Annotated in this window: 17 protein-coding genes; 12 read left to right on the forward strand and 5 right to left on the reverse strand. The window is 60.6% G+C overall.

Translation table 11 applies throughout. From position 1 onward, the window contains the following. Positions 1–309: 309 nt before the first annotated feature. Complete coding sequence (locus AB4Z20_RS12020; protein WP_122566692.1) at positions 310–939, reverse strand: response regulator; 630 nt, start codon at positions 937–939, stop codon at positions 310–312. Between the two features lie 123 nt (positions 940–1,062). After that, positions 1,063–3,459 (reverse strand): PAS domain-containing sensor histidine kinase, encoded by a 2,397-nt coding sequence (locus AB4Z20_RS12025; RefSeq protein ID WP_442089948.1) that lies wholly within the window; start codon positions 3,457–3,459, stop codon positions 1,063–1,065. Positions 3,460–3,533: 74 nt separating this feature from the next. On the opposite strand from AB4Z20_RS12025, the gene AB4Z20_RS12030 reads away from it, so the two are divergent. Beyond that, a complete protein-coding gene (locus tag AB4Z20_RS12030) occupies positions 3,534–4,526 on the forward strand; it encodes an alpha/beta hydrolase family protein (RefSeq protein ID WP_442089949.1) in 993 nt (330 codons plus the stop codon). A 216-nt stretch (positions 4,527–4,742) separates the two neighbouring features. Here AB4Z20_RS12030 and AB4Z20_RS12035 read toward each other — a convergent pair whose 3' ends face one another. From AB4Z20_RS12035 to AB4Z20_RS12045, 3 genes are read right to left on the reverse strand one after another with little or no spacing between them, the layout of a single operon-like run. Continuing rightward, entirely contained in the window at positions 4,743–5,510 is a 768-nt protein-coding gene (locus AB4Z20_RS12035; RefSeq protein ID WP_253469910.1) for a TerB family tellurite resistance protein, read from the reverse strand. Between the two features lies 1 nt (position 5,511). Then, a complete protein-coding gene (gene murU / locus AB4Z20_RS12040) occupies positions 5,512–6,183 on the reverse strand; it encodes an N-acetylmuramate alpha-1-phosphate uridylyltransferase MurU (RefSeq protein WP_214509848.1) in 672 nt (223 codons plus the stop codon). Then, positions 6,180–7,205, reverse strand: coding sequence for an aminoglycoside phosphotransferase family protein (locus AB4Z20_RS12045; RefSeq protein WP_253469915.1), 1,026 nt, complete (start codon positions 7,203–7,205; stop codon positions 6,180–6,182). Before AB4Z20_RS12045 ends, murU begins: the two co-directional genes overlap by 4 nt. Positions 7,206–7,335: 130 nt before the next feature. On the opposite strand from AB4Z20_RS12045, the gene AB4Z20_RS12050 reads away from it, so the two are divergent. The 11 genes from AB4Z20_RS12050 to AB4Z20_RS12100 all read left to right on the forward strand — a co-directional run bounded on the left by AB4Z20_RS12050 (position 7,336) and on the right by AB4Z20_RS12100 (position 21,395). Then, positions 7,336–10,104: an LPS-assembly protein LptD gene (locus tag AB4Z20_RS12050; protein WP_442089952.1), complete on the forward strand. Its 2,769-nt coding sequence runs from the start codon at positions 7,336–7,338 to the stop codon at positions 10,102–10,104. After that, positions 10,085–11,401 (forward strand): peptidylprolyl isomerase SurA, encoded by a 1,317-nt coding sequence (gene surA, locus AB4Z20_RS12055; protein WP_152667581.1) that lies wholly within the window; start codon positions 10,085–10,087, stop codon positions 11,399–11,401. The genes AB4Z20_RS12050 and surA overlap by 20 nt, the downstream gene beginning before the upstream one ends. Further along, positions 11,398–12,387 (forward strand): 4-hydroxythreonine-4-phosphate dehydrogenase PdxA, encoded by a 990-nt coding sequence (pdxA, locus tag AB4Z20_RS12060; protein ID WP_214509851.1) that lies wholly within the window; start codon positions 11,398–11,400, stop codon positions 12,385–12,387. The genes surA and pdxA overlap by 4 nt, the downstream gene beginning before the upstream one ends. Next, positions 12,384–13,202, forward strand: coding sequence for a 16S rRNA (adenine(1518)-N(6)/adenine(1519)-N(6))-dimethyltransferase RsmA (rsmA, locus tag AB4Z20_RS12065; RefSeq protein ID WP_018607222.1), 819 nt, complete (start codon positions 12,384–12,386; stop codon positions 13,200–13,202). Before pdxA ends, rsmA begins: the two co-directional genes overlap by 4 nt. 115 nt (positions 13,203–13,317) lie before the next feature. Further along, complete coding sequence (gene apaG, locus AB4Z20_RS12070) at positions 13,318–13,698, forward strand: Co2+/Mg2+ efflux protein ApaG (RefSeq protein ID WP_214509852.1); 381 nt, start codon at positions 13,318–13,320, stop codon at positions 13,696–13,698. Beyond that, entirely contained in the window at positions 13,698–14,573 is an 876-nt protein-coding gene (locus tag AB4Z20_RS12075; protein WP_442089955.1) for a symmetrical bis(5'-nucleosyl)-tetraphosphatase, read from the forward strand. The genes apaG and AB4Z20_RS12075 overlap by 1 nt, the downstream gene beginning before the upstream one ends. 32 nt (positions 14,574–14,605) lie before the next feature. Next, positions 14,606–14,935 carry a thiosulfate sulfurtransferase GlpE gene (glpE, locus tag AB4Z20_RS12080; RefSeq protein WP_253469925.1) on the forward strand — a complete coding sequence of 110 codons (330 nt, stop codon included), beginning with the start codon at positions 14,606–14,608 and terminating at the stop codon, positions 14,933–14,935. 300 nt (positions 14,936–15,235) lie between these two features. Then, on the forward strand, positions 15,236–17,158 hold the full coding sequence (locus AB4Z20_RS12085) for a PrkA family serine protein kinase (RefSeq protein ID WP_442089958.1): 1,923 nt from the start codon (positions 15,236–15,238) through the stop codon (positions 17,156–17,158). A gap of 113 nt (positions 17,159–17,271) precedes the next feature. Continuing rightward, positions 17,272–18,543, forward strand: coding sequence for a YeaH/YhbH family protein (locus AB4Z20_RS12090; RefSeq protein ID WP_014340517.1), 1,272 nt, complete (start codon positions 17,272–17,274; stop codon positions 18,541–18,543). Continuing rightward, entirely contained in the window at positions 18,540–20,105 is a 1,566-nt protein-coding gene (locus AB4Z20_RS12095; protein ID WP_253469931.1) for a SpoVR family protein, read from the forward strand. Before AB4Z20_RS12090 ends, AB4Z20_RS12095 begins: the two co-directional genes overlap by 4 nt. 63 nt (positions 20,106–20,168) lie before the next feature. Beyond that, a complete protein-coding gene (locus AB4Z20_RS12100) occupies positions 20,169–21,395 on the forward strand; it encodes a multifunctional CCA addition/repair protein (RefSeq protein ID WP_253469934.1) in 1,227 nt (408 codons plus the stop codon). Positions 21,396–21,402: the final 7 nt, after the last annotated feature.

The following is a 21,402-nucleotide window of genomic DNA, read 5'->3' on the forward strand; positions in this document are numbered from 1 at the left end:
AAGCCTAGTGGAGCCTGGGGCCTGCGCAAATCGGGACGCAGGAGAGAATCACCTCAGCCGGATGGAAGAGTCGGGGTAGGGATTGCCCTACAGGGATGGCGGGATTGGGTAAATGCAGTGGCGCGTTTTAAGCGGCAAGCAGCAAGTAGGGGCAAAAAGCGCTGTTGGGGCGTGTCGCAAATGGATATGCCAACACGAAACCCTGTGGGAACGAGCTTGCTCGCGATAGCGGAGTGTCAGCCAACATCAATACTGAATGTGCTGCCGCCATCGCGAGCGAGCTCGCTCCCACAGGGGGAGTGGTGAAGCTCAGAGCAACTTGTGCTCCATCGCATATTTCACCAGCTCCGCCAACGAAGTGATGTTGAGCTTCTGCATCAGCCGTGCCTTGTGGGTGCTGATGGTCTTGCTGCTCAGGGCCAGTTGCTGGGCGATATCGTTGACGTTGGCGCCCTGGGCCAGGCGTTCGAAGACTGAGAATTCACGCTCGGACAGCAGCGAGTGCAGCGGTCGCGCGTCGGTCAGGCCGACTTCGAAGACCATGCGGTCGGCCAGGTCCGGGTCGATATAGCGTCCGCCGGCGGCGACCTTGCGAATCGCCATGAGCAGCAAGGCCGGATCACTGTCCTTGGTCGCGTAGCCGGCGGCACCGACTTTCAGGGCGCGGGCAGCCATTTGCGCTTCGTCATGCATCGACAGCACCAGGATGGCCGGCGGATTGTTCAGCGCCCGGATCCGTGGGATCGCCTCCAGGCCGTTGACGCCGGGCATGGAGATATCCAGCAGCACTACTTCGCAGGGCACATGCCGCAAGGTTTCGAGCAACTGCTCACCATTGCTCGCCTCCCCTACCACCACCAGGTCCTTGGCCAGGCCGATCAGCTGCTTGATGCCTTCACGGACGATGGTGTGGTCTTCGGCTACCAGTACACGGATCACATTGTTCTCCAGATTCAGGATCTCATCGCGAGCAAGCTCGCTCCCACAGGGTGTATGTGTACATCTGAATCAATGTGGGAGCGAGCTTGCTCGCGATTGGGCCCGTCCAGGCAACCCACCCCATCAGGCCTCACGCAACGGCACCCGCACCGACAGGGTCGTCCCCTCCCCCGGCTCACTCTCCAGGGTCAACTGCCCGCCCATGATCAATACCCGTTCACGCATGCCGACCAGGCCAAAGGAGGTTGGCCGACCCGTATCGGCAATAAATCCTACACCGTCGTCGCTGACGGCCAGGCACAATTCGTCGCCCTCCTGAACCAGCGTCAGCTCTACAGTATGCGCTTGGGCATGGCGCATCACGTTGGTCAGCGCTTCCTGGAGAATCCGGAACAGGCCAATGGCCTTGGCGTCGCTCAGGGCCGGCAGGTTGTCCGGCACCTGCACCAGGCATGGGATCTGCGTACGCGCCTCGAAACGCCGAGCCTGCCATTCGATGGCCGAGGCAATGCCAGCATCCAGGATCGGCGGGCGCAGCGCCGTCGCCACGTCCCGCACCAGCTGGAACAACTGGGCAATCAGGCGCTTCATGCTATTAAGCCGCTCATGCAGGCCCGGATCGAGTTGCGCGTAGGCCAATTCACACATGGATGTTTCTAGCTTCAACACCGTCAGCATCTGGCCCAACTCGTCGTGGACCTCCCGGGCAATGCGCGCCTTTTCCTCTTCCCGCACGCTTTCCAGGTGCGCCGACAACTCGCGCAACTGTTCCCGGGAGCTGGCCAGCTCCAGTTCGATACGCTTGCTTTCGGTGATGTCCCAGACGATTCCGTCCCAGACGTAGGCGCCATCTTCGAGACGACGGGTGATCGCCTTGATCTCGGCCCAGCGCTCCAAGCCTTCGCGGGTCAGGATGCGGCCCTGCCATGACCAGTCGCTGTCGGTGTCCAGCGCCTGGTCCTGAGTGCGGTGGTAATCGGCCTTGTCCTGCGGGTGCACCAGGCTGCGCAGCCCGGTGTCGCTGCGGGCCAGGGTTGCAGGGGAATAACCCACCAGGCTTTCGCTGCCTTCGCTGATGTAGGCAAAGTCGATCTGGCCAGTCACCGGCGCCCGCTCCAGGCGAAAGACCAGACCCGGCACGTTGGCGGCGATGCCTTGCAACCGCGCTTCGCTTTCGCGTAGCGCCGCCAGCGCACGTCGGCGTTCGGTCACGTCGTTGAGATAGACCACCAGGTATTCGGCGTCGCGAAAACGCAGGAAGCTCAGGGAAACGTCAGCCGGCAAGATGCTGCCATCGGCTCGCACGCATTCGGTTTCGAAACTCTGCGGCCCATCTTCACTGGCCCGGGCACGCTTCCACAGGTTCAGCCAGCGATCCATGTGCAAGCCCGGCTCGAAGTCGATCAACGGGCGGTCGATGATGGCGCCCGAGGCATAACCGAGCATGGTTTCAGCCGCTCGGTTGGCATAACGCACGTGGCTGTCCCAATTGACCCAGAGGATGCCGACCGTACTTTGATCGATGGAAAACTGCGTCAGGCGCAAGGCTTCTTCGCTGGCAGTACGCTGGGCGATGTCCTCCCTCGCGGCACGCAGACGACGCTCCAGCGCGCGTTGCTGGCGGCGCTGCCAGAACACGATGGCGACGCTGCTGAGCAGCAGGGCCAGAATCAATAGGGTCAAGTTCTGCCAGAAGCCCGGGGTCTCGGTCAGGCGTGGATATTTTGGCTTGAGCCAACGGCTGTGCAGTTGCTCCAGCTCCTTGGCCGGGATCGCCTGCAAACCGCTGTCGATGATCTCGGCCAGTTCCGGCCAGTCCCGGCGCGTGGCAACCCGCAGCAACTGCGGCAGGCCGATGTCGCCCACCACCGCCAGCTCGGCGAATTCGGGCTCGACCATCAACCGCCCGAGCTGTGCCTCATCGACCACCGCGTATCGGGCCTGCTGGGTCAACAGCAATTGCAGGGCCTCGCGCTCCATCGGCACGCCTTGCAGATTCAGCGTCGGGTAGTTGCTGCGCAGGTAATCGGCCGTCGCGCTGGGCATGCGCACCGCGACCCGAGCCTGGCTGTCGAGTTTTTCCAACTCCACCCCTTCGGCGCCCTTCTGCGCGCCGACGATCAGTTGCGGCACGCGCATATAGGGATCGGAAAACTGCCAGAGCTTGAGCCCGCCCGGGGATTGGGTCAGGCCCGGAGCAACGTCCACCTCACCGGCACGCACCGCTGCTTCCAGTTGTGCCAGGTCCTGGAAATTGCGCCAGGTGAGCTCGACGTTCAACGCCTTGCCCAGCCATTGCATCAACTCGACGTTAGTGCCGGACAAACGCTGCAGGCGCCGGTCGTATTGGGCATAGGGCGCCTGCAATACCAGGCCGACCCGCCATTGCGGATGTTGCACCAACCACTGGCGCTGGCCTGCATTCAATTGCACCCCATGCGCCGACGGCGCGGGCGCGGCCCACGCCATCAAGGGAAGCCATAAACAGCCGATAACCCACAGGCAGCAAAAACGCATCATCGAAGTCTCATGCACTGACAAATACTGACCAACCCATTAGGCTGCCGGAAATACTTCTGGTCATGGAATATCCGATGCCCTCTGTTTATCGCCTGGCGTTGCCAGCATTGTGCCTGTCGCTGATCCTGCCAAGTGCCTTTTCCGTACAGGCCAGCGAAACGGCGCCCGCCGTGCAGCAACCTGCCGAGGAAAAACCCGTCGAGCGCCAACCCTTGCTCGAGCGTAGCCAGGAAGAAGCGACCGCACTTGAACGAACCGTCCCAGCCCAGGAACAACAACAGTTACAGACCGGCAGCGATGCCTTCCTGGCGCTGTGGAAACCGGCCAATACCGGCGATCCCAGGGGCGCAGTCATCATAATCCCCGGTGCTGGCGAAACAGCTGACTGGCCTCAAGTTATCGGCCCTTTGCGGAAAAAGTTGCCCGATGTCGAATGGAGCAGCCTGAGTATCACCCTGCCGGACTTGCAAAGCGACGTCATTGCACCGCGCGTAGTGGAAGCACCGCCCGCGACCAAGCCGGCCGACACCGCTGCCGCAGCACCGGACGCCACCACGGCGGCGCCGATCGAACAGGTCGCAGGCGGCGAAGCCGATGCGGCAGATCCAGTCGTCGCCCAAACCGATGAAGAACATGCCAAGGCCGACGCCGAGCGTATCTTCGCCCGTATCGATGCAGCCCTGACCTACGCCGAACAGCAAAGCGCACGCCGCATCGTGCTGCTGGGCCATGGCACTGGCGCCTATTGGGCAGCGCGTTACCTGAGTGAAAAGCAGCCCTCGCAGGTCGAACGTTTCGTGATGGTGGCCGCCCAGACCCCAACCACCGCCAAGCCGGCCCTGGCCGAACTGACCTCGACCTTGAAACTGGCGACAGCCGACATTTTCTACATGGACAAGCCGCTGGATAGAAACGCGGCGCTGGAGCGCTTGCAGGCGAGCAAACGCTTGAAAGGCTCGACCTTCAGCCAGGTGTCCCTCAAAGCCCTGCCGAACCCGTCGGCGGAGCAGGAGCAGCTGTTTCGTCGGGTTCGGGGCTGGTTGAATCCGCAGAAGGCAGGGGAGTAAGGGCTGGCTCAACGTTGTGTTTCGGTGCCATCCACCGTGGCGAGGGAGCTTGCTCCCGCTGGACCGCGCTGTAGGAGCTGCCGAGCGAAGCGAGGCTGCGATCTTTCCAAGACCAGTTGAATATCAAGCGAAAGATCAAGATCAAAAGATCGCAGCCTTCGGCAGCTCCTACCGCAGCCGAGCGGGAGCAAGCTCCCTCGCCACAGGGGCAGTGGGCTAGCGAAAATCCCGCCGCTCGCGAATCAACCGATAGGCGTTATGCAACTCCCGGGTTTTGTCGGTGGCTTCACGCACCTGCAAGGGCGTTGCCCCGCTGCCGGCAATCTTGTCCGGGTGATGACGACTGAGCAGGCGTCGGTAAGCGCGCTTGATCTGTGACGGTTCGCTGGTGGCCGAAACCCCCAACAAGCGCAAGGCTTCCTGATAGGTCACCCCACTGTTGGGCCGCGACAGTTTCTGCGGCTCGTAATCAGCCGCCAGCGCCTGGACCTGTTGCGGTGTCCAGCCCAACCATCGCCCCCACTGGGCCACCAGTTCTCGCTCGCTGATACCGGCGCGCCCATCGGCCCAGACCATCCGCCAACACGCGCGCAATACCCCTTCAGCCGCATGCGGCTGGACAGCCAGGCGGCGCATGTAACCGCGCAAGCGATCGTTCCCGGACTTGCCCCGGTTGAACGCTGCGATCGCCCGGCGTTGCGCCGGCTCGCTCAAGTCCAGCGCACGCATTTCCTGGCGAGCCTGCTGGATGTGGCCATCGACCACGCGGCCATCGCTTTTCGCCAGCCGCCCCAGCAATACAAACAACAATTCATCATTGCGTAACGCCGGGCGTCCACCCAGGCGCTCACGTACCTGCGCCCAGCCCTGCAGGTTCATGCGTCGATCCAGCGCCTGTCCCAACAATGCCCCAAGCATGGCCCCCGGAATGCTGGCTATGGCAAAGCCCGCCCCGGCTCCAATCAGAGTCCCTGGCCACCACATATCAACCGCTCGCTTCTATCAAGGTTTCGACCTGCGCCAAACGTTCATGGGTGCCGACATCGACCCAATGCCCTTTGAGGTGCTCGCCACTGACGCGCCCCTCGGCCATGGCCGCGCGCAACAGCGGTGCAAGCTTGAACGCACCGTCCGAGCAACCGTCGAACAATCGCGGGTGCAGGACGGCAATGCCGCTATAGGTCAGGTTGTCGGCAGGCGCGTGCCTATCGTGAACCTTTCCGTCGACCAGGACGAAATCGCCGTCTGGGTGATGCTCGGGATTATCGACGAGCACCAGGTGCGCCAACCCTTCGAGCGGCCGGCGCAAAGCGCTGAAGTCGTAGTCGGTCCAGACATCGCCGTTCACCACCACAAACGCTTCATCGCCCAGCAGCGGCAAGGCCCGGAAGATTCCACCACCGGTTTCCAGCGGCTCGCCTTCAGGGGAAAACCGAATGCTCACGCCAAACCGTGAACCATCCCCCAGGTGATCTTCGATCTGCTGACCGAGCCAGGCGTGATTGATCACGATCTCGGTGAATCCGGCCCTGGCCAGCGCCCGCAAGTGGTATTCGATCAAGGGAACACCACCGACGCGAATCAATGGCTTTGGCGTGGTAAGGGTCAAGGGCCGCATGCGTTCGCCCTTGCCCGCCGCCAGAATCATCGCCTTCATGCCGTTGCTCCGGCCGATTGCCGCAGGCTGCCCAGAAGCTCATCGAGCGGTGCCAGCTCCGGACGACGGGCAATGACCGCTTCTATATAAGCAAAGAATCGCGGCACATCGCCGAGGTAGCGTGGCTTGCCATCACGATGACAAATGCGCGCGAAGATCCCGATGACCTTGAGATGACGCTGCACGCCCATCAAATCGCTGGCGCGCAGGAAGTCCTCGAGGTCCGGCTGAACGGGAATGCCGAGGGCGCCGGCCTGCTGCCAGTAACTCTCCAGCCAGCCGCGCACGCGCGCCTCGGGCCAACTGAGGAAGGCGTCCTTGAACAGACAGGTCACATCGTAGGTGACGGGACCATAGACGGCATCCTGAAAGTCCAGCACGCCGGGGTTCGGCACGCTGAGCATCAGGTTGCGTGGCATGTAGTCCCGGTGCACCAGCACTTTGGGCTGGGCCAGGGCGCTGTCGATCAGCAGCTCACTGGCCTGTTGCCAGAGTTGTTGCTGGGCCGAATCCAACTCGATACCCAGCTCGCGCTTGACGTACCACTCGGGGAACAATTCCAGCTCCCGACGCAGCAGCGCGACATCGTAGCTCGGCAGCGGCGCAACCATTGGCAATTGCTGGAAAGCCAACAAGGCTTGCAGGGCATCGCGGAATAAATCGTCGGCATTTTCGCCGCTGATCACGTCCAGATAGGTCTGATTGCCCAAGTCATTGAGCAAAAGAAAGCCGCGTTCGAGGTCTTCGGCATAAATTTTTGGCACGTTAATGCCGGATTTCGCCAGTAAAAAAGCAATATCCACGAAGGGTTTGCAGTTTTCCTGGGGCGGTGGCGCATCCATTACGATCAAACTGCGACCCTCGCCTTCCCAGCGGAAATAACGCCGGAAACTCGCGTCACTGCTGGCGGCGGTCAACGTGGCCGGGGGTACGACGCCCCAGCCCTGTTGAGTGAAAAGGATCGGCAGTTGTTCATCGAGCCAAACTTTCAGGTGTTGCAAGCGTACATCTTGGTCGGGCATTGCAAGGGTCTCCGACGGCGCTAGCCGTCAAGCGGGTCATGCTTTATTATCCAGCATCTTTTTCAGACCATCGAGAGGCGTGCGGCCCACACCGCGGGCAGATGGCACGCAGGAAGCCCGGACTAATAAGATGGCATTGAAATCCCCCGCGTTTCGTAAAAAATTTCCGTTGCTGGTCACCGGCAGTCTGCTGGCCCTGCAACCCCTGGCCTCTTCATTCGTCGTCGCGGCGCAGCAGTATGACTGCTCCGTCTCCGCTTCGGGTGCCTGGGACTGTGCGCCCAAGACACCGGCCGCCGCGTTGCCGCCGCGTCCCGTGCATGATGGCAGTGCGGTTTCCGACAGCGGTGCCGCTGCGACCGACAGCAGCTCGGGCGAGGAAGCCGGCGAAAAGCCGATGCTCGTTACCGAAGCCAAGGGCCGTGGCCTGAAGTCACGCAGTGCAGACTACAGTCACCTCGATTGGGTTCCACGGGAGAACCTCACCCCGGCGCAATTGGCTGAAACCGGCCCTTACTGCTCGGGTGCCTATATCGAGCCAACCCGTCCTGGCATGAACGACAAGACGGCCAAGAGCGACGCTCCTACCTTCCTCGGCGCCAAGGCTTCACGCTATCAGCAGGAAGAACAGGTGGCGACCCTGGCCGGCGATGTGGTCATGCGCCAGGGCAGCATGCAGGTCGAGGCCGACGAGGCCAGCCTGTACCAGGCCGAGAACCGTGGTGAGCTGAGCGGCAACGTGCGGGTTCGCGACAACGGCGCACTGATCGTCGGCGACCATGCCGATGTACAGCTGGACACCGGCGAAGCCAAGGTCGACAACGCCGAATACGTCATGCACAAATCGCGCATCCGTGGTAACGCGCTGTACGCCAAGCGCGCCGAGAACGCGATCATCCGCCTCAAGGACGGTACGTACACCACGTGCGAACCGAACAGCAACGCCTGGACGCTCAAGGGCAACAACATCACCCTGAACCCGGCCACCGGCTTCGGTACCGCGACCAACGTGACGCTGCGGGTCAAGGACATTCCAGTCCTGTACACGCCTTACATTTACTTCCCGATCGACGACCGTCGCCAGTCCGGCTTCCTGCCGCCGACCATCGGCAGCGGCAGCGATACCGGCTTCCTGCTGGTTACCCCGTACTACTTCAACCTGGCACCGAACTACGATGCCACGTTGTACCCGCGATACATGGGCAAGCGTGGCCTGTTGATGGAAGGCGAGTTCCGCTACCTGACCAAGTCCAGCGAAGGTCAGTTCGGCGCGGCGTACCTCAACGACGAAGACGATGAGCGCAGCGGGCAGACCGACTACGACAAGACGCGCTACATGTACAACTGGCAGCACAAGGGCGGTCTCGATTCGCGCGTGCTGACGGAAGTCGACTACACCAAGATCAGCGATCCTTACTACTTCCAGGATTTGCAGACCGACCAGATCGGTGTCGAGTCCAGGGATTATGTGAACCAGCAAGGGGTCGTCAGCTATCGGGGGGACAACTACGTTGCCCGATTGAATGCCCAGGCTTACCAGATGGCGACGATTTCGAAGATCACGCCTTATAACCGCCTGCCGCAGATCACGTTCAATGGCTCGTTACCCGAGCATCCGTATGGTCTGGATTTCGCTTACAAGACCGAGCTGGTGCGGTTTGATCGTGATTTGCGGACCGGTAAGTACACCGATGAAGACGGCAACACTGATGACTTCCTCGACACCAACGTTGCAGGCTTGGCACGGGCCAACGGCGACCGCCTGAACCTGGCGCCAGTTATCAGCCTGCCGATGACCGCGTCCTACGGCTATATCAAGCCATCCCTCAAGTACCAGTACACCCAATACGATTTGGATCTGGATGGTAGGGGCAAGAGCGCCGTTGGGAACAGCTACGACAGCACGCCAAACCGCAGTGTTCCTATCGCCAGCGTCGACAGCGGCCTGTACTTCGATCGCAACACACAATGGTTCGGTACCAACTATCGCCAGACTCTGGAACCACGCCTGTTCTACCTCTATGTACCAGAGAAGGACCAGAGCGACATCCCTGTCTTCGATACGAGCGAGTCGACCTTTAGCTATTCCTCGTTGTTCGCCGACAACCGCTTCACCGGCTCCGACCGTGTCGGGGACGAAAACAAGCTGTCCCTGGGCGTAACCAGCCGCTGGATTGAAGACAACGGCTTCGAACGCCAACGTGTCGCCGTTGGCCAGGCGTTCTATTTCAAGGATCGCAAGGTCCAACTGCCTGGCATCGACTTCGAGACCCGCGAAGACGCCAAGTCGGACGTCTCTCCATACGCGCTGGAATACGAATACCGCTGGAACCGCGACTGGCGCACCACCGCCACCTACAACTGGGATCCGGACACCCGCAGCCCTCGTTCGGGCAGCGCGATGTTCCACTACCAGCCGGAAGACAACCCGAACAAGGTCATCAACGCCGGTTATCGCTATCGCAACGACCAGGTCCGTTACGACGAGACCACTGGTCAATGGCAAGTGGGGGGTGGCGACTACGGCAGGCCGGGTGATCCGAACTACGTGAAGGACTACTACAAGATCAAGCAGCACGACTTCTCGGTCATCTGGCCGATCGTGCCGCAGTGGAACGCAATCAGCCGCTGGCAGTATGACTACAACCGCAACCGCACCCTGGAAGCCTTCGGTGGTTTCGAATATGACAACTGCTGCTGGAAACTGCGCCTGATCAACCGTTACTGGGTCGACTATGAAGAGTTCAGTCAAGCCGCCCCGGAAAACGAAAAAGGCGACCACGGCGTCTTCCTCCAAATTGTTCTGAAGGGACTCGGCGGCCTTACTGGCGCCAAGGTAGAGAGCTTCCTCGACAAAGGCATCCAAGGTTATCGTGAACGTGAAGACCAAGCTTTCTGATTGTCTGCGCCCGCTGATGCTGGGCGCGCTGTTCCTGGGTACCGCGGCCAACGCCGCGGTACAGTCCATCGATAAAGTGGTGGCCATCGTCGACAACGACGTGGTCATGCAGAGCCAGCTGGACCAGCGCGTCCATGAAGTGCAGCAAACCATCGCCAAGCGCGGCGGTGGCCAGCCGCCACCAGGCGTACTGGACCAGCAAGTGCTCGAACGCCTGATCGTCGAAAACCTGCAGTTGCAGATTGGCGAACGCTCCGGCATTCGCATTACCGATGAAGAACTGAACCAGGCCGTTGGCACCATTGCCCAGCGCAACAACATGAGCATCGACCAGTTCCGGGCCGCCCTGGCTCGCGACGGCCTCTCCTACGAGGACGCCCGCGATCAGATCCGTCGCGAAATGGTCATCAGCCGTGTGCGTCAGCGCCGTGTGGCCGAACGCATCCAGGTGTCGGAGCAGGAAGTGAAGAACTTCCTCGCTTCCGACCTGGGCAAGATGCAGCTTTCCGAAGAACTGCACTTGGCGAACATCCTGATTCCGACGCCGGAAAGCGCCAACTCCGAAGCGATCCAGAGCGCTTATCGCCAGGCAATGGATGTCTACCAGCAGCTCAAGCAAGGCGCTGATTTCGGTCAGATGGCCATTGCCAAGTCGGGCAGCGACAACGCCCTGGAAGGCGGTGACATGGGCTGGCGCAAGCCCGCTCAACTGCCGCCTCCGTTCGACCGCGAACTGAGCGCCATGGCCGTGGGCGACATCACCCAACCAGCGCGTACGCCAGGCGGCTTCATCATCCTGAAAGTGCTGGAGAAGCGCGGTGGTGGAACCCAGGTCCGTGACGAAGTGCATGTTCGCCACATCCTGATCAAGCCAAGCGAGATTCGCAGCGAAGCCGAGACCAAGCGCCTGGCGGAGAAACTCTACGACCGCATCGAAGCGGGTGAAGACTTTGCTGAACTGGCGAAAAATTTCTCGGAAGACCCGGGCTCTGCCCTCAACGGCGGCGACCTGAATTGGGTTGACCCCAATGCACTGGTTCCCGAGTTCCGCCAGGTCATGGCCGACACGCCGCAAGGCCAGCTGTCCAAACCGTTCAAGAGCCCTTATGGCTGGCACGTGCTGGAAGTCCTTGGCCGCCGCGCCACTGACAGCACCACCCAGGCTCGCGAACAGCAGGCAATGACTGTCTTGCGCAACCGCAAATACGACGAAGAGCTGCAAACCTGGCTGCGTCAGATTCGCGACGAAGCCTACGTTGAAATCAAACTTCCTGGTGCAGACCAGGCAGCGCAGTGAAACCCAAGCGTTTCGCGCTGACTCCCGGCGAACCAGCCGGCATCGGTCCCGACCTGTGCCTGCTGCTCGCCTCGCAAGCCCAGCCACATCCCCTGATAGCCATCACCAGTCGCGACCTGCTCCTTGAGCGGGCCGCGCAACTGGGGGTGGTCGTCAACCTGTTGCCCGTGACACCGCAGGCCTGGCCGGACGTCCCGGCGCCCGCCAACAGCCTGTATGTCTGGGATACGCCCCTGGGCGCTCCGGTCGTCACAGGGCAGTTGGACAAGACCAACGCCGCGTTCGTCCTGCAAACCCTGACCCGCGCAGGCGAAGGCTGCCTGGACGGGTCATTCGCAGGCATGATCACCGCACCGGTGCACAAGGGTGTGATCAACGAGTCCGGGATTGCCTTTTCCGGGCACACCGAGTTCCTGGCTGAGCTGACCCACACCGAGCAAGTAGTGATGATGCTCGCCACCCGTGGCCTGCGAGTGGCCCTGGTGACCACTCACCTGCCCTTGCGGGACATCGCCGACGCCATCACCCCGGAACGCCTGGAGCGGGTCACGCGCATCCTGCACGCCGACCTGCAGGAAAAATTCGGCATCGCCCGGCCACGCATCCTCGTCTGTGGGCTCAACCCCCATGCCGGTGAAGGCGGACACCTGGGCCGTGAAGAAATCGACATCATCGAACCCACCTTGGAGCGCTTGCGCAGCGAGGGCATGGACCTGCGTGGCCCGCTGCCTGCCGACACTCTGTTTACCCCAAAATATCTGGAGCACTGCGACGCGGTGCTGGCGATGTACCACGACCAGGGCCTGCCCGTGCTGAAGTACAAAGGTTTCGGCGCGGCGGTCAACGTGACGCTGGGCCTGCCGATCATCCGCACCTCCGTGGACCATGGCACTGCCCTGGACCTGGCCGGCAGCGGCAAGATCGATACCGGCAGCCTGCAAGTCGCGCTGGAAACCGCCTACCAGATGGCCGAGACCCATTTATGACCGAGCAATACCAACACCGCGCGCGCAAGCGTTTCGGCCAGAACTTCCTGCATGACGCCGGCGTGATCGATCGCATCCTGCGCTCGATCCGGGCCAAGCCCGACGACCGCCTGCTGGAAATCGGCCCGGGCCAGGGCGCCCTGACCGAGGGTCTGCTCGATAGCGGCGCGCAACTCGATGTGGTGGAACTGGACAAGGACCTGGTCCCGATCCTCAACCAGCAGTTCGCCGGCAGGAGCAATTTCAGCCTGCACCAGGGCGACGCGCTGAAGTTCGACTTCAATAGCCTGAACGCCGCACCGAACAGCCTGCGGGTGGTGGGAAACCTGCCGTACAACATCTCCACGCCGCTGATCTTCCACCTGTTGAGCAACGCCGGCCTGATCCGCGACATGCACTTCATGCTGCAAAAGGAAGTGGTCGAGCGCCTCGCCGCCGGCCCTGGCGGTGGTGACTGGGGTCGCCTGTCGATCATGGTCCAGTACCATTGCCGGGTCGAACACCTGTTCAACGTAGGCCCGGGTGCGTTCAACCCGCCGCCGAAAGTCGACTCGGCCATTGTCCGCCTGGTACCCCATGCCGTCCTGCCGCACCCGGCCAAGGATCATCGCCTGCTGGAGCGGGTGGTACGTGAAGCGTTCAACCAGCGTCGCAAGACCTTGCGCAACACCTTGAAACTATTGCTCAGCAGCACCGAAATCGAAGCCGCCGGCGTCGATGGCAGCCTGCGCCCAGAGCAGTTGGACCTGGCTGCGTTCGTGCGCCTGGCCGACAAACTCAGTGAACAGGTCGCCCCGCAAGTCGACGCCAACTGAACGGGTGACGATCGCTATCGGGCAGTACGCCAGTCTGGTCTACTACCCGATACTTGGCCTAGACTGATCCCTTGAGTCGCGCCCGCGTCCCGCTTCGTTTTTAAGGCCTTTTTGCATGTCCGATCCTCGTTACCAGGTCGACGTCAGCGTCACCACCCGTTTTCTGGCAGAACAGTCGCAACCCGAGCATGACCGCTTCGCTTTCGCCTACAGCATTACCGTGCGCAATAACGGCTCCTTGCCGGCCAGGCTGCTGTCACGGCATTGGATCATCACCGACGGCGATGGCCATGTCGAAGAAGTGCGTGGCGAAGGTGTGGTCGGCCAGCAGCCGTTGATCGAGGCAGGCAAAAGCCACAGCTACAGCAGCGGCACGGTGATGACGAGCAAGGTCGGCACCATGCAGGGCACCTACCAGATGCTGGCCGAGGACGGCAAACGCTTCGACGCCGTCATCAAGCCCTTTCGCCTGGCCGTGCCCGGAGCCCTGCACTAATGGCCACGTATGCGGTCGGCGACCTGCAAGGCTGCCTCGACCCGCTCAAATGCTTGCTGGAGCGCGTTGCTTTCGATCCTCAAAAAGACACGCTGTGGCTGGTGGGCGACCTGGTCAACCGTGGCCCGCAGTCCCTCGAGACCTTGCGCTTTCTCTACACCATTCGTCAGTCGCTGGTGTGCGTGCTCGGTAACCACGACCTGCATCTGCTGGCTGCCTGGCAGAACATCGAGCGCCTGAAAAAGTCCGACACCTTGAGCGAAATCCTCGACGCCCCCGATTGCGTTGAATTGCTGGAGTGGTTGCGCCAGCAGAAGCTCATGCACTACGACGAGGCGCGCAACCTTGCACTGGTCCATGCCGGCATCCCGCCCCAGTGGTCCCTGCGCAAGGCGCTCAAGTGCGCTGGCGAAGTCGAACAGGCATTGCGCGACGACAACCTGTTCGCCCCCTACCTGGATGGCATGTACGGCAACGAGCCGGTCAAGTGGGACAACGACCTGACTGGCAGCGCTCGTCTTCGCGTCATCACCAATTATTTCACGCGCATGCGCTTCTGCACCCGCGACGGCAAGCTCGATCTCAAGGGCAAGGAAGGCATCGAGACGGCGCCGCCCGGCTACGCCCCCTGGTTCAAGCACAGTGAGCGCAAGACCCGTAACCTGAAGATCATTTTCGGGCACTGGGCGGCACTGGGCGGACAATCCGACGAACCTGGCGTCTTCGCCCTCGATACCGGTTGCGTATGGGGCAGCGCCATGACCCTGATGAACGTCGACACTGGCGAGCAACTGCATTGCGATTGCGATGAACAGGGCCACGCCAAAACCTATCACCCGACCACTGCACCATTGCCGGCCGGCACTGCCGTTTGACCGGCGTTGCGCTTCAGCTACAGGAGCCCCTCATGAGCGAATTCAAACGCATCCCCCCGGAACAGGCCAAGGCCCTGCGCGAGCAAGGCGCGGTCGTCGTCGATGTCCGCGACCCAGCCACTTTTGCGGCTTCGCATATCAGTGGCTCCCGGCATCTGGACAACCATTCCATCGCCGACTTCATCCGTGCCGCCGACCTCGATGCGCCTACGGTCGTGGTCTGCTATCACGGCAACTCCAGCCAGAGCGCGGCCGCCTATCTGGTCAGCCAGGGCTTCAGCGACGTCTACAGCCTGGACGGCGGTTTTGAATTGTGGCGTGCGACTTTTCCTTCAGAAACAGCGCAAGACAATCACGAATAATTTTTTATGCCGCCCAAGCCCGCGTGAACCGTGGGCTTGAGCGATGGCAGACGAACGGTCTGCCATAACTAATTACGTATTCCACCTTTACCTCCGCGATTCCGAACTATCCTTAGCCTCAGGCCATCCAAAACAGGGGAGAGCCGGTACACCGGCGCGCGGGTCATCGGGAGTCAGCTTTCAAGAGCCTGCATTCTTGAAAGCATTCTGGGGGGTAAAACGGCAACTGGGTTCCCAGCGGCTGTCCAGCATCGACTGATTGATCCGACACCGGCTCCACGTATCGAGCGAGGTGACGTCATGAGCATTTTTAGCCACTTCCAGCAACGTTTCGAGTCCACGCGGCAGGAGGAATACTCGCTGCAGGAATACCTCGAACTCTGCAAGCAGGACCGCAGTGCCTATGTATCGGCTGCGGAGCGTCTGTTGCTGGCAATCGGAGAACCGGAGCTGCTGGATACCTCGACCAACTCGAGGCTCTCGCGAATCTTTTCCAACAAGGTGATTCGCCGCTATCCGGCCTTTGCGGACTTCCACGGGATGGAAGAATGCATCGAACAAATCGTGTCCTATTTCCGCCACGCCGCCCAAGGCCTGGAAGAGAAGAAACAAATCCTTTATCTGCTCGGCCCCGTGGGTGGTGGTAAATCGTCCCTGGCCGAGAAGCTCAAGCAACTGATCGAAAAAGTGCCCTTCTACGCCATCAAGGGCTCGCCGGTGTTCGAATCGCCTCTAGGGCTTTTCAACGCCACTGAAGATGGCGCGATCCTCGAGGAAGACTTCGGCATTCCACGCCGCTATCTCAATACCATCATGTCGCCATGGGCAACCAAGCGTCTGGCCGAGTTCGGCGGTGACATCAGCCAGTTCAAGGTGGTCAAGCTCTATCCATCGATCCTCAACCAGATCGCGGTGGCCAAGACCGAACCGGGTGACGAAAACAACCAGGATATTTCCGCCCTGGTGGGCAAGGTCGATATCCGTAAACTGGAAGAATTCCCACAGAACGACGCCGACGCCTACAGCTATTCGGGTGCGCTGTGCCGGGCCAACCAGGGCCTGATGGAATTCGTCGAAATGTTCAAGGCGCCCATCAAGGTGCTGCACCCGCTGCTGACCGCCACTCAGGAAGGCAACTACAACAGCACCGAGGGCCTGGGCGCCATTCCGTTCACCGGCATCCTGCTGGCCCACTCCAACGAATCGGAATGGCATACCTTCCGCAACAACAAGAACAACGAGGCCTTCATCGACCGGATCTACATCGTCAAGGTGCCGTACTGCCTGCGAGTGAGCGATGAGGTGAAGATCTACGACAAGCTGCTGTTCAACAGTTCGCTGGCCAAGGCTCATTGCGCACCCGACACCCTGAAGATGCTTGCCCAGTTCACGGTACTGTCGCGCCTCAAGGAGCCGGAAAACTCCAACATCTATTCGAAGATGCGCGTGTACGACGGTGAAAACCTCAAGGACACCGATCCGAAGGCCAAGTCGATCCAGGAATACCGCGACAACGCGGGGGTCGATGAAGGGATGAACGGGCTGTCCACACGTTTCGCGTTCAAGATCCTGTCCAAGGTCTTCAACTTCGACCCCCACGAGATCGCGGCCAACCCGGTTCACCTGCTGTATGTGCTGGAACAGCAGATCGAGCAGGAGCAATTCCAGGCCGAAACCCGCGAGCGCTACCTGCGTTTCCTCAAGGAATACCTGGCCCCGCGCTACATCGAGTTCATCGGCAAGGAAATCCAGACGGCGTACCTGGAGTCCTACAGCGAGTACGGCCAGAACATCTTCGACCGCTACGTGCTGTACGCAGACTTCTGGATCCAGGACCAGGAATACCGCGACCCGGAAACCGGCGAAATACTCAATCGCGTGGCCCTCAACGAGGAACTGGAAAAAATCGAGAAACCGGCGGGCATCAGCAATCCGAAGGACTTCCGCAACGAGATCGTCAACTTCGTATTGCGCGCCCGGGCCAACAACAACGGCAAGAACCCAACCTGGCTCAGCTATGAAAAGCTGCGGGTGGTCATCGAGAAGAAAATGTTCTCCAACACCGAAGACCTGCTGCCAGTCATCAGCTTCAACGCCAAGGCCAGCAAGGAGGACCAGCAAAAACACAACGATTTCGTCACACGCATGGTCGAACGTGGCTACACCGACAAACAGGTACGACTGCTCTCCGAGTGGTATCTGCGGGTCCGGAAATCGCAGTAAGCAGCGGCAAGCTTCTAGCTACAGCCTGCAAGGGAACGGCGTTGAGCCCATGGCTCGACGCCACGCTCCTTGCAGCTTGAGGCTTACGACTTGAAGCTCCCCCGGAGGGGCCTATGAGCTATGTGATCGACCGACGCCTTAATGGCAAGAACAAGAGCACGGTGAACCGCCAGCGGTTTCTGCGGCGTTACCGTGACCACATCAAGAAGGCCGTCGAAGAGGCGGTCAGCCGTCGTTCCATTACCGACATGGAACACGGCGAACAGATCAGTATCCCCGGTCGCGACATCGACGAGCCGGTGCTTCACCATGGTCGCGGTGGCAAACAGACCGTCGTGCACCCCGGCAACAAGGAATTCACCAGTGGCGAGCACATCCCCCGTCCCCAGGGCGGAGGCGCCGGCAAGGGACCCGGCAAGGCCGGTAACTCCGGCGAAGGCATGGATGAGTTCGTGTTCCAGATCACCCAGGAGGAATTCCTGGAGTTCATGTTCGAGGACCTGGAGCTGCCGAACCTGGTCAAGCGCAACCTGACCGGCACCGACACCTTCAAGACCGTGCGTGCCGGTATCAGCAACGAAGGCAATCCGTCACGCATCAACATTATCCGCACCCTTCGCTCGGCCCACGCCCGGCGTATCGCTCTGTCGGGCAGCAGTCGGGCAAAACTACGCGAGGCCAAGGAAGAACTGGCCCGCCTGAAACGCGAAGAACCCGACAATTTTGGCGACATTCAGGACCTTGAAGCGGAAATCGAGAAACTCAGCGCCCGCATCCATCGCGTACCGTTCCTCGACACGTTCGACCTCAAGTACAACCTGCTGGTGAAACAGCCAAACCCCAGCTCCAAGGCGGTGATGTTCTGCCTGATGGACGTCTCCGGTTCCATGACCCAGGCCACCAAGGACATCGCCAAGCGCTTCTTCATCCTGTTGTACCTGTTCCTGAAACGGAACTACGACAAGATCGATGTCGTGTTCATCCGCCATCACACCAGCGCCCGGGAAGTGGACGAAGAGGAATTCTTCTATTCCAGGGAAACCGGCGGCACCATCGTCTCCAGCGCCCTGAAGCTGATGCAGGAGATCATGGCCGAGCGCTACCCCGCCAACGAATGGAACATCTATGCAGCCCAGGCGTCGGACGGTGACAACTGGAACGACGATTCACCGATCTGCCGTGACATCCTGATCAACCAGATCATGCCGTTCGTCCAGTACTACACCTACGTGGAAATTACTCCACGCGAACACCAGGCCTTGTGGTACGAATACGAACGGATTGCCGAAGCTTTTTCCGACACATTTGCCCAACAGCAATTGGTCTCGGCCGGGGATATCTACCCGGTCTTCCGTGAACTCTTCCAGCGCAGGTTAGTGACATGACCGCCAAAAAAGAGCAGAAGCGCCAGCCTATTTCCACCGGCTCCGAATGGACATTCGAGCTGATCAAGGCCTACGACCGCGAAATCAGCCGTATCGCGGACCGTTATGCCCTCGACACCTACCCGAACCAGATCGAGGTGATCACCGCCGAGCAGATGATGGACGCCTACGCGTCGGTCGGCATGCCGCTGGGCTATCACCACTGGTCCTACGGCAAGCACTTCCTCAGCACCGAGAAATCCTACAGCCGGGGCCAGATGGGGTTGGCCTATGAGATCGTCATCAACTCCGATCCTTGCATCGCCTACCTGATGGAAGAAAACACCATCTGCATGCAGGCCCTGGTGGTGGCGCATGCCTGCTATGGGCACAACAGCTTCTTCAAGGGCAACTACCTGTTCCGCACCTGGACCGATGCCAGCTCGATCATCGATTACCTGGTGTTCGCCAAGCAGTACATCATGCAATGCGAGGAACGCCATGGTATCGACGCGGTGGAGGACCTGCTGGACTCCTGCCACGCCCTGATGAACTACGGCGTGGACCGCTACAAGCGGCCGTATCCGATTTCCGCCGAAGAAGAACGTCGGCGCCAAAAGGATCGCGAAGAGCACCTGCAAAAACAGATCAACGATCTGTGGCGCACCATCCCCAAAGGTGCAGACAAGTACAACGAAAAAGACAATGCCCGGTTCCCTGCCGAGCCCCAGGAAAACATTCTCTACTTCATTGAAAAACATGCGCCGCTGCTGGAGCCGTGGCAGCGGGAAATCGTGCGCATCGTGCGCAAGATCGCCCAGTATTTCTATCCACAGCGCCAAACCCAAGTGATGAACGAAGGCTGGGCCACGTTCTGGCACTACACGCTGATGAACGACCTGTACGACGAGGGCCTGGTCACCGACGGCTTCATGATGGAGTTCCTGACGTCCCACACCAGCGTGGTATTCCAACCTGGCTTCGATAGCCCGTACTACAGCGGTATCAACCCCTACGCACTGGGTTTCGCCATGTACCGCGACATCCGGCGCATGTGCGAAAACCCTACCGAAGAAGATCGTCACTGGTTCCCGGAAATCGCCGGTTCGGACTGGTTGTCCGCCATTAAATTCGCCATGAGCAGCTTCAAGGACGAAAGCTTCATCCTGCAGTACCTCTCGCCCAAGGTGATCCGCGACCTGAAACTGTTCAGCATCCTCGATGACGATCAGAAAGATGACCTGGTGGTACCTGCCATTCACGATGAGGGCGGCTATCGCATCATTCGCGAAACCCTGGCGGCGCAGTACAACCTGGGCAATCGCGAGCCCAATGTGCAGATCTACAGCATCGACCGCCGCGGGGATCGCTCGCTGACCCTGCGGCACCAGGCGCACAACCGCAAACCACTGGGCGACTCCACCGACGAAGTGCTCAAGCACCTGCATCGCCTCTGGGGTTTCGACATCCACTTGGAAACCCTGCAAGGCGATCAGGTGATGAAAACCCATCACGTGCCACCCAGAGGCGAACAAGCCGAAGGAGACTACGGTCGCCTGGACCTGGCCGTCATTCATCTTTGAGCCCGTTTTCACCTCCGGACGTCCGACGCAAAGGTTATCCTGTCGGACCAACGGAGGTTTTTTATGCAGATCTATAAAGTCGGCGGCGCCGTTCGCGACCGCCTGCTAGGCATTCCCGTCACCGACATCGATCGGGTCGTGGTGGGTGCCACCGCCGAGGAAATGCTCGCCAAGGGGTTTCGCCCGGTGGGAGCCGATTTTCCGGTATTCCTACACCCGAAGAGCGGCGAGGAGTACGCCCTCGCCCGCACCGAACGCAAGAGCGGCCGAGGCTATGGCGGCTTCGTGTTCCATGCCAGCCCTGAAGTGACCCTGGAGGAGGATCTGGTTCGCCGGGACCTGACGATCAACGCCATGGCCGAAGATGACCACGGCAACCTGACCGATCCGTACCATGGCCAACGCGACTTGGAAGCCCGGGTACTACGCCACGTTTCCCCCGCTTTCGCCGAAGATCCCCTTCGAGTCCTGCGAGTTGCCCGCTTCGCCGCGCGTTATGCTTCGCTGGGTTTCAAGGTGGCGGACGAAACCCTTGAACTGATGCGCCAACTCAGCGATTCCGGCGAGCTGGAAGCTCTGACGGCCGAGCGCAGCTGGAAAGAAATTTCCCGCGCCCTCATGGAAAAACAGCCACAGGTATTTATCCAGGTCTTGCGCGACTGCACGGCCCTCAAGGTCCTGATGCCAGAGGTCGATGCGCTGTTTGGCGTGCCCCAGCCTGAAGCCCATCACCCGGAAATCGACACAGGCATCCATACCCTGAGCGTGCTGGAACAAGCCGCCCTGCACCAACAACCGCTGACAGTCCGCTGGGCCTGCCTGCTCCATGACCTGGGCAAAGGCCTGACGCCCCAACACGAATGGCCGCGGCACATCGCCCATGAGCACACAGGGCTGAAGCTGATCAAAGCGGTCAACGAACGCTTCAAGGCGCCCCGCGACTGTCAGGAATTGGCGTTACTGGTTGGCCAATACCACACCCATGGTCATCGTGCGCTTGAGCTCAAGGCGTCCACTTTGCTTGAGCTGCTGCAGAGTTTCGATGTGTACCGTCGACCTCAGCGCTTCGAGGAATTCATCGCAGCCTGTGAGATGGATGCGCGGGGGCGCAAAGGGCTTGAAGAGCGAAGTTATCCACAGGCTGATTATTTGCGGGGGGCAGCGGCAGCGGCCCGCGCAGTGGCGGTGCAGCCCTTGCTGGAGAAGGGCTTCAAGGGACCGGAGCTGGGTGAGGCGATCAAGCGCGAGCGCCTCAGGGCTTTGAAGGCCTACAAGGAAGCGGCAAGCTGACGGAATC

This window comes from Pseudomonas sp. KB_12 (genome assembly GCF_052114545.1).
Lineage (GTDB): Bacteria > Pseudomonadota > Gammaproteobacteria > Pseudomonadales > Pseudomonadaceae > Aquipseudomonas > Aquipseudomonas brassicacearum.

Excerpts from the sequence above, each read along its gene's own strand:
- AB4Z20_RS12085 (WP_442089958.1), top strand. The coding sequence starts at position 15,236 with ATGAGCATTTTTAGCCACTTCCAGCAACGTTTCGAGTCCACGCGGCAG.
- AB4Z20_RS12075 (WP_442089955.1), top strand. The coding sequence starts at position 13,698 with ATGGCCACGTATGCGGTCGGCGACCTGCAAGGCTGCCTCGACCCGCTC.
- AB4Z20_RS12025 (WP_442089948.1), bottom strand. The coding sequence starts at position 3,459 with ATGATGCGTTTTTGCTGCCTGTGGGTTATCGGCTGTTTATGGCTTCCC.
- murU (WP_214509848.1), bottom strand. The coding sequence starts at position 6,183 with ATGAAGGCGATGATTCTGGCGGCGGGCAAGGGCGAACGCATGCGGCCC.
- rsmA (WP_018607222.1), top strand. The coding sequence starts at position 12,384 with ATGACCGAGCAATACCAACACCGCGCGCGCAAGCGTTTCGGCCAGAAC.
- AB4Z20_RS12095 (WP_253469931.1), top strand. The coding sequence starts at position 18,540 with ATGACCGCCAAAAAAGAGCAGAAGCGCCAGCCTATTTCCACCGGCTCC.
- AB4Z20_RS12030 (WP_442089949.1), top strand. The coding sequence starts at position 3,534 with ATGCCCTCTGTTTATCGCCTGGCGTTGCCAGCATTGTGCCTGTCGCTG.
- glpE (WP_253469925.1), top strand. The coding sequence starts at position 14,606 with ATGAGCGAATTCAAACGCATCCCCCCGGAACAGGCCAAGGCCCTGCGC.
- AB4Z20_RS12045 (WP_253469915.1), bottom strand. The coding sequence starts at position 7,205 with ATGCCCGACCAAGATGTACGCTTGCAACACCTGAAAGTTTGGCTCGAT.
- apaG (WP_214509852.1), top strand. The coding sequence starts at position 13,318 with ATGTCCGATCCTCGTTACCAGGTCGACGTCAGCGTCACCACCCGTTTT.
- AB4Z20_RS12050 (WP_442089952.1), top strand. The coding sequence starts at position 7,336 with ATGGCATTGAAATCCCCCGCGTTTCGTAAAAAATTTCCGTTGCTGGTC.
- AB4Z20_RS12090 (WP_014340517.1), top strand. The coding sequence starts at position 17,272 with ATGAGCTATGTGATCGACCGACGCCTTAATGGCAAGAACAAGAGCACG.
- AB4Z20_RS12035 (WP_253469910.1), bottom strand. The coding sequence starts at position 5,510 with ATGTGGTGGCCAGGGACTCTGATTGGAGCCGGGGCGGGCTTTGCCATA.
- AB4Z20_RS12100 (WP_253469934.1), top strand. The coding sequence starts at position 20,169 with ATGCAGATCTATAAAGTCGGCGGCGCCGTTCGCGACCGCCTGCTAGGC.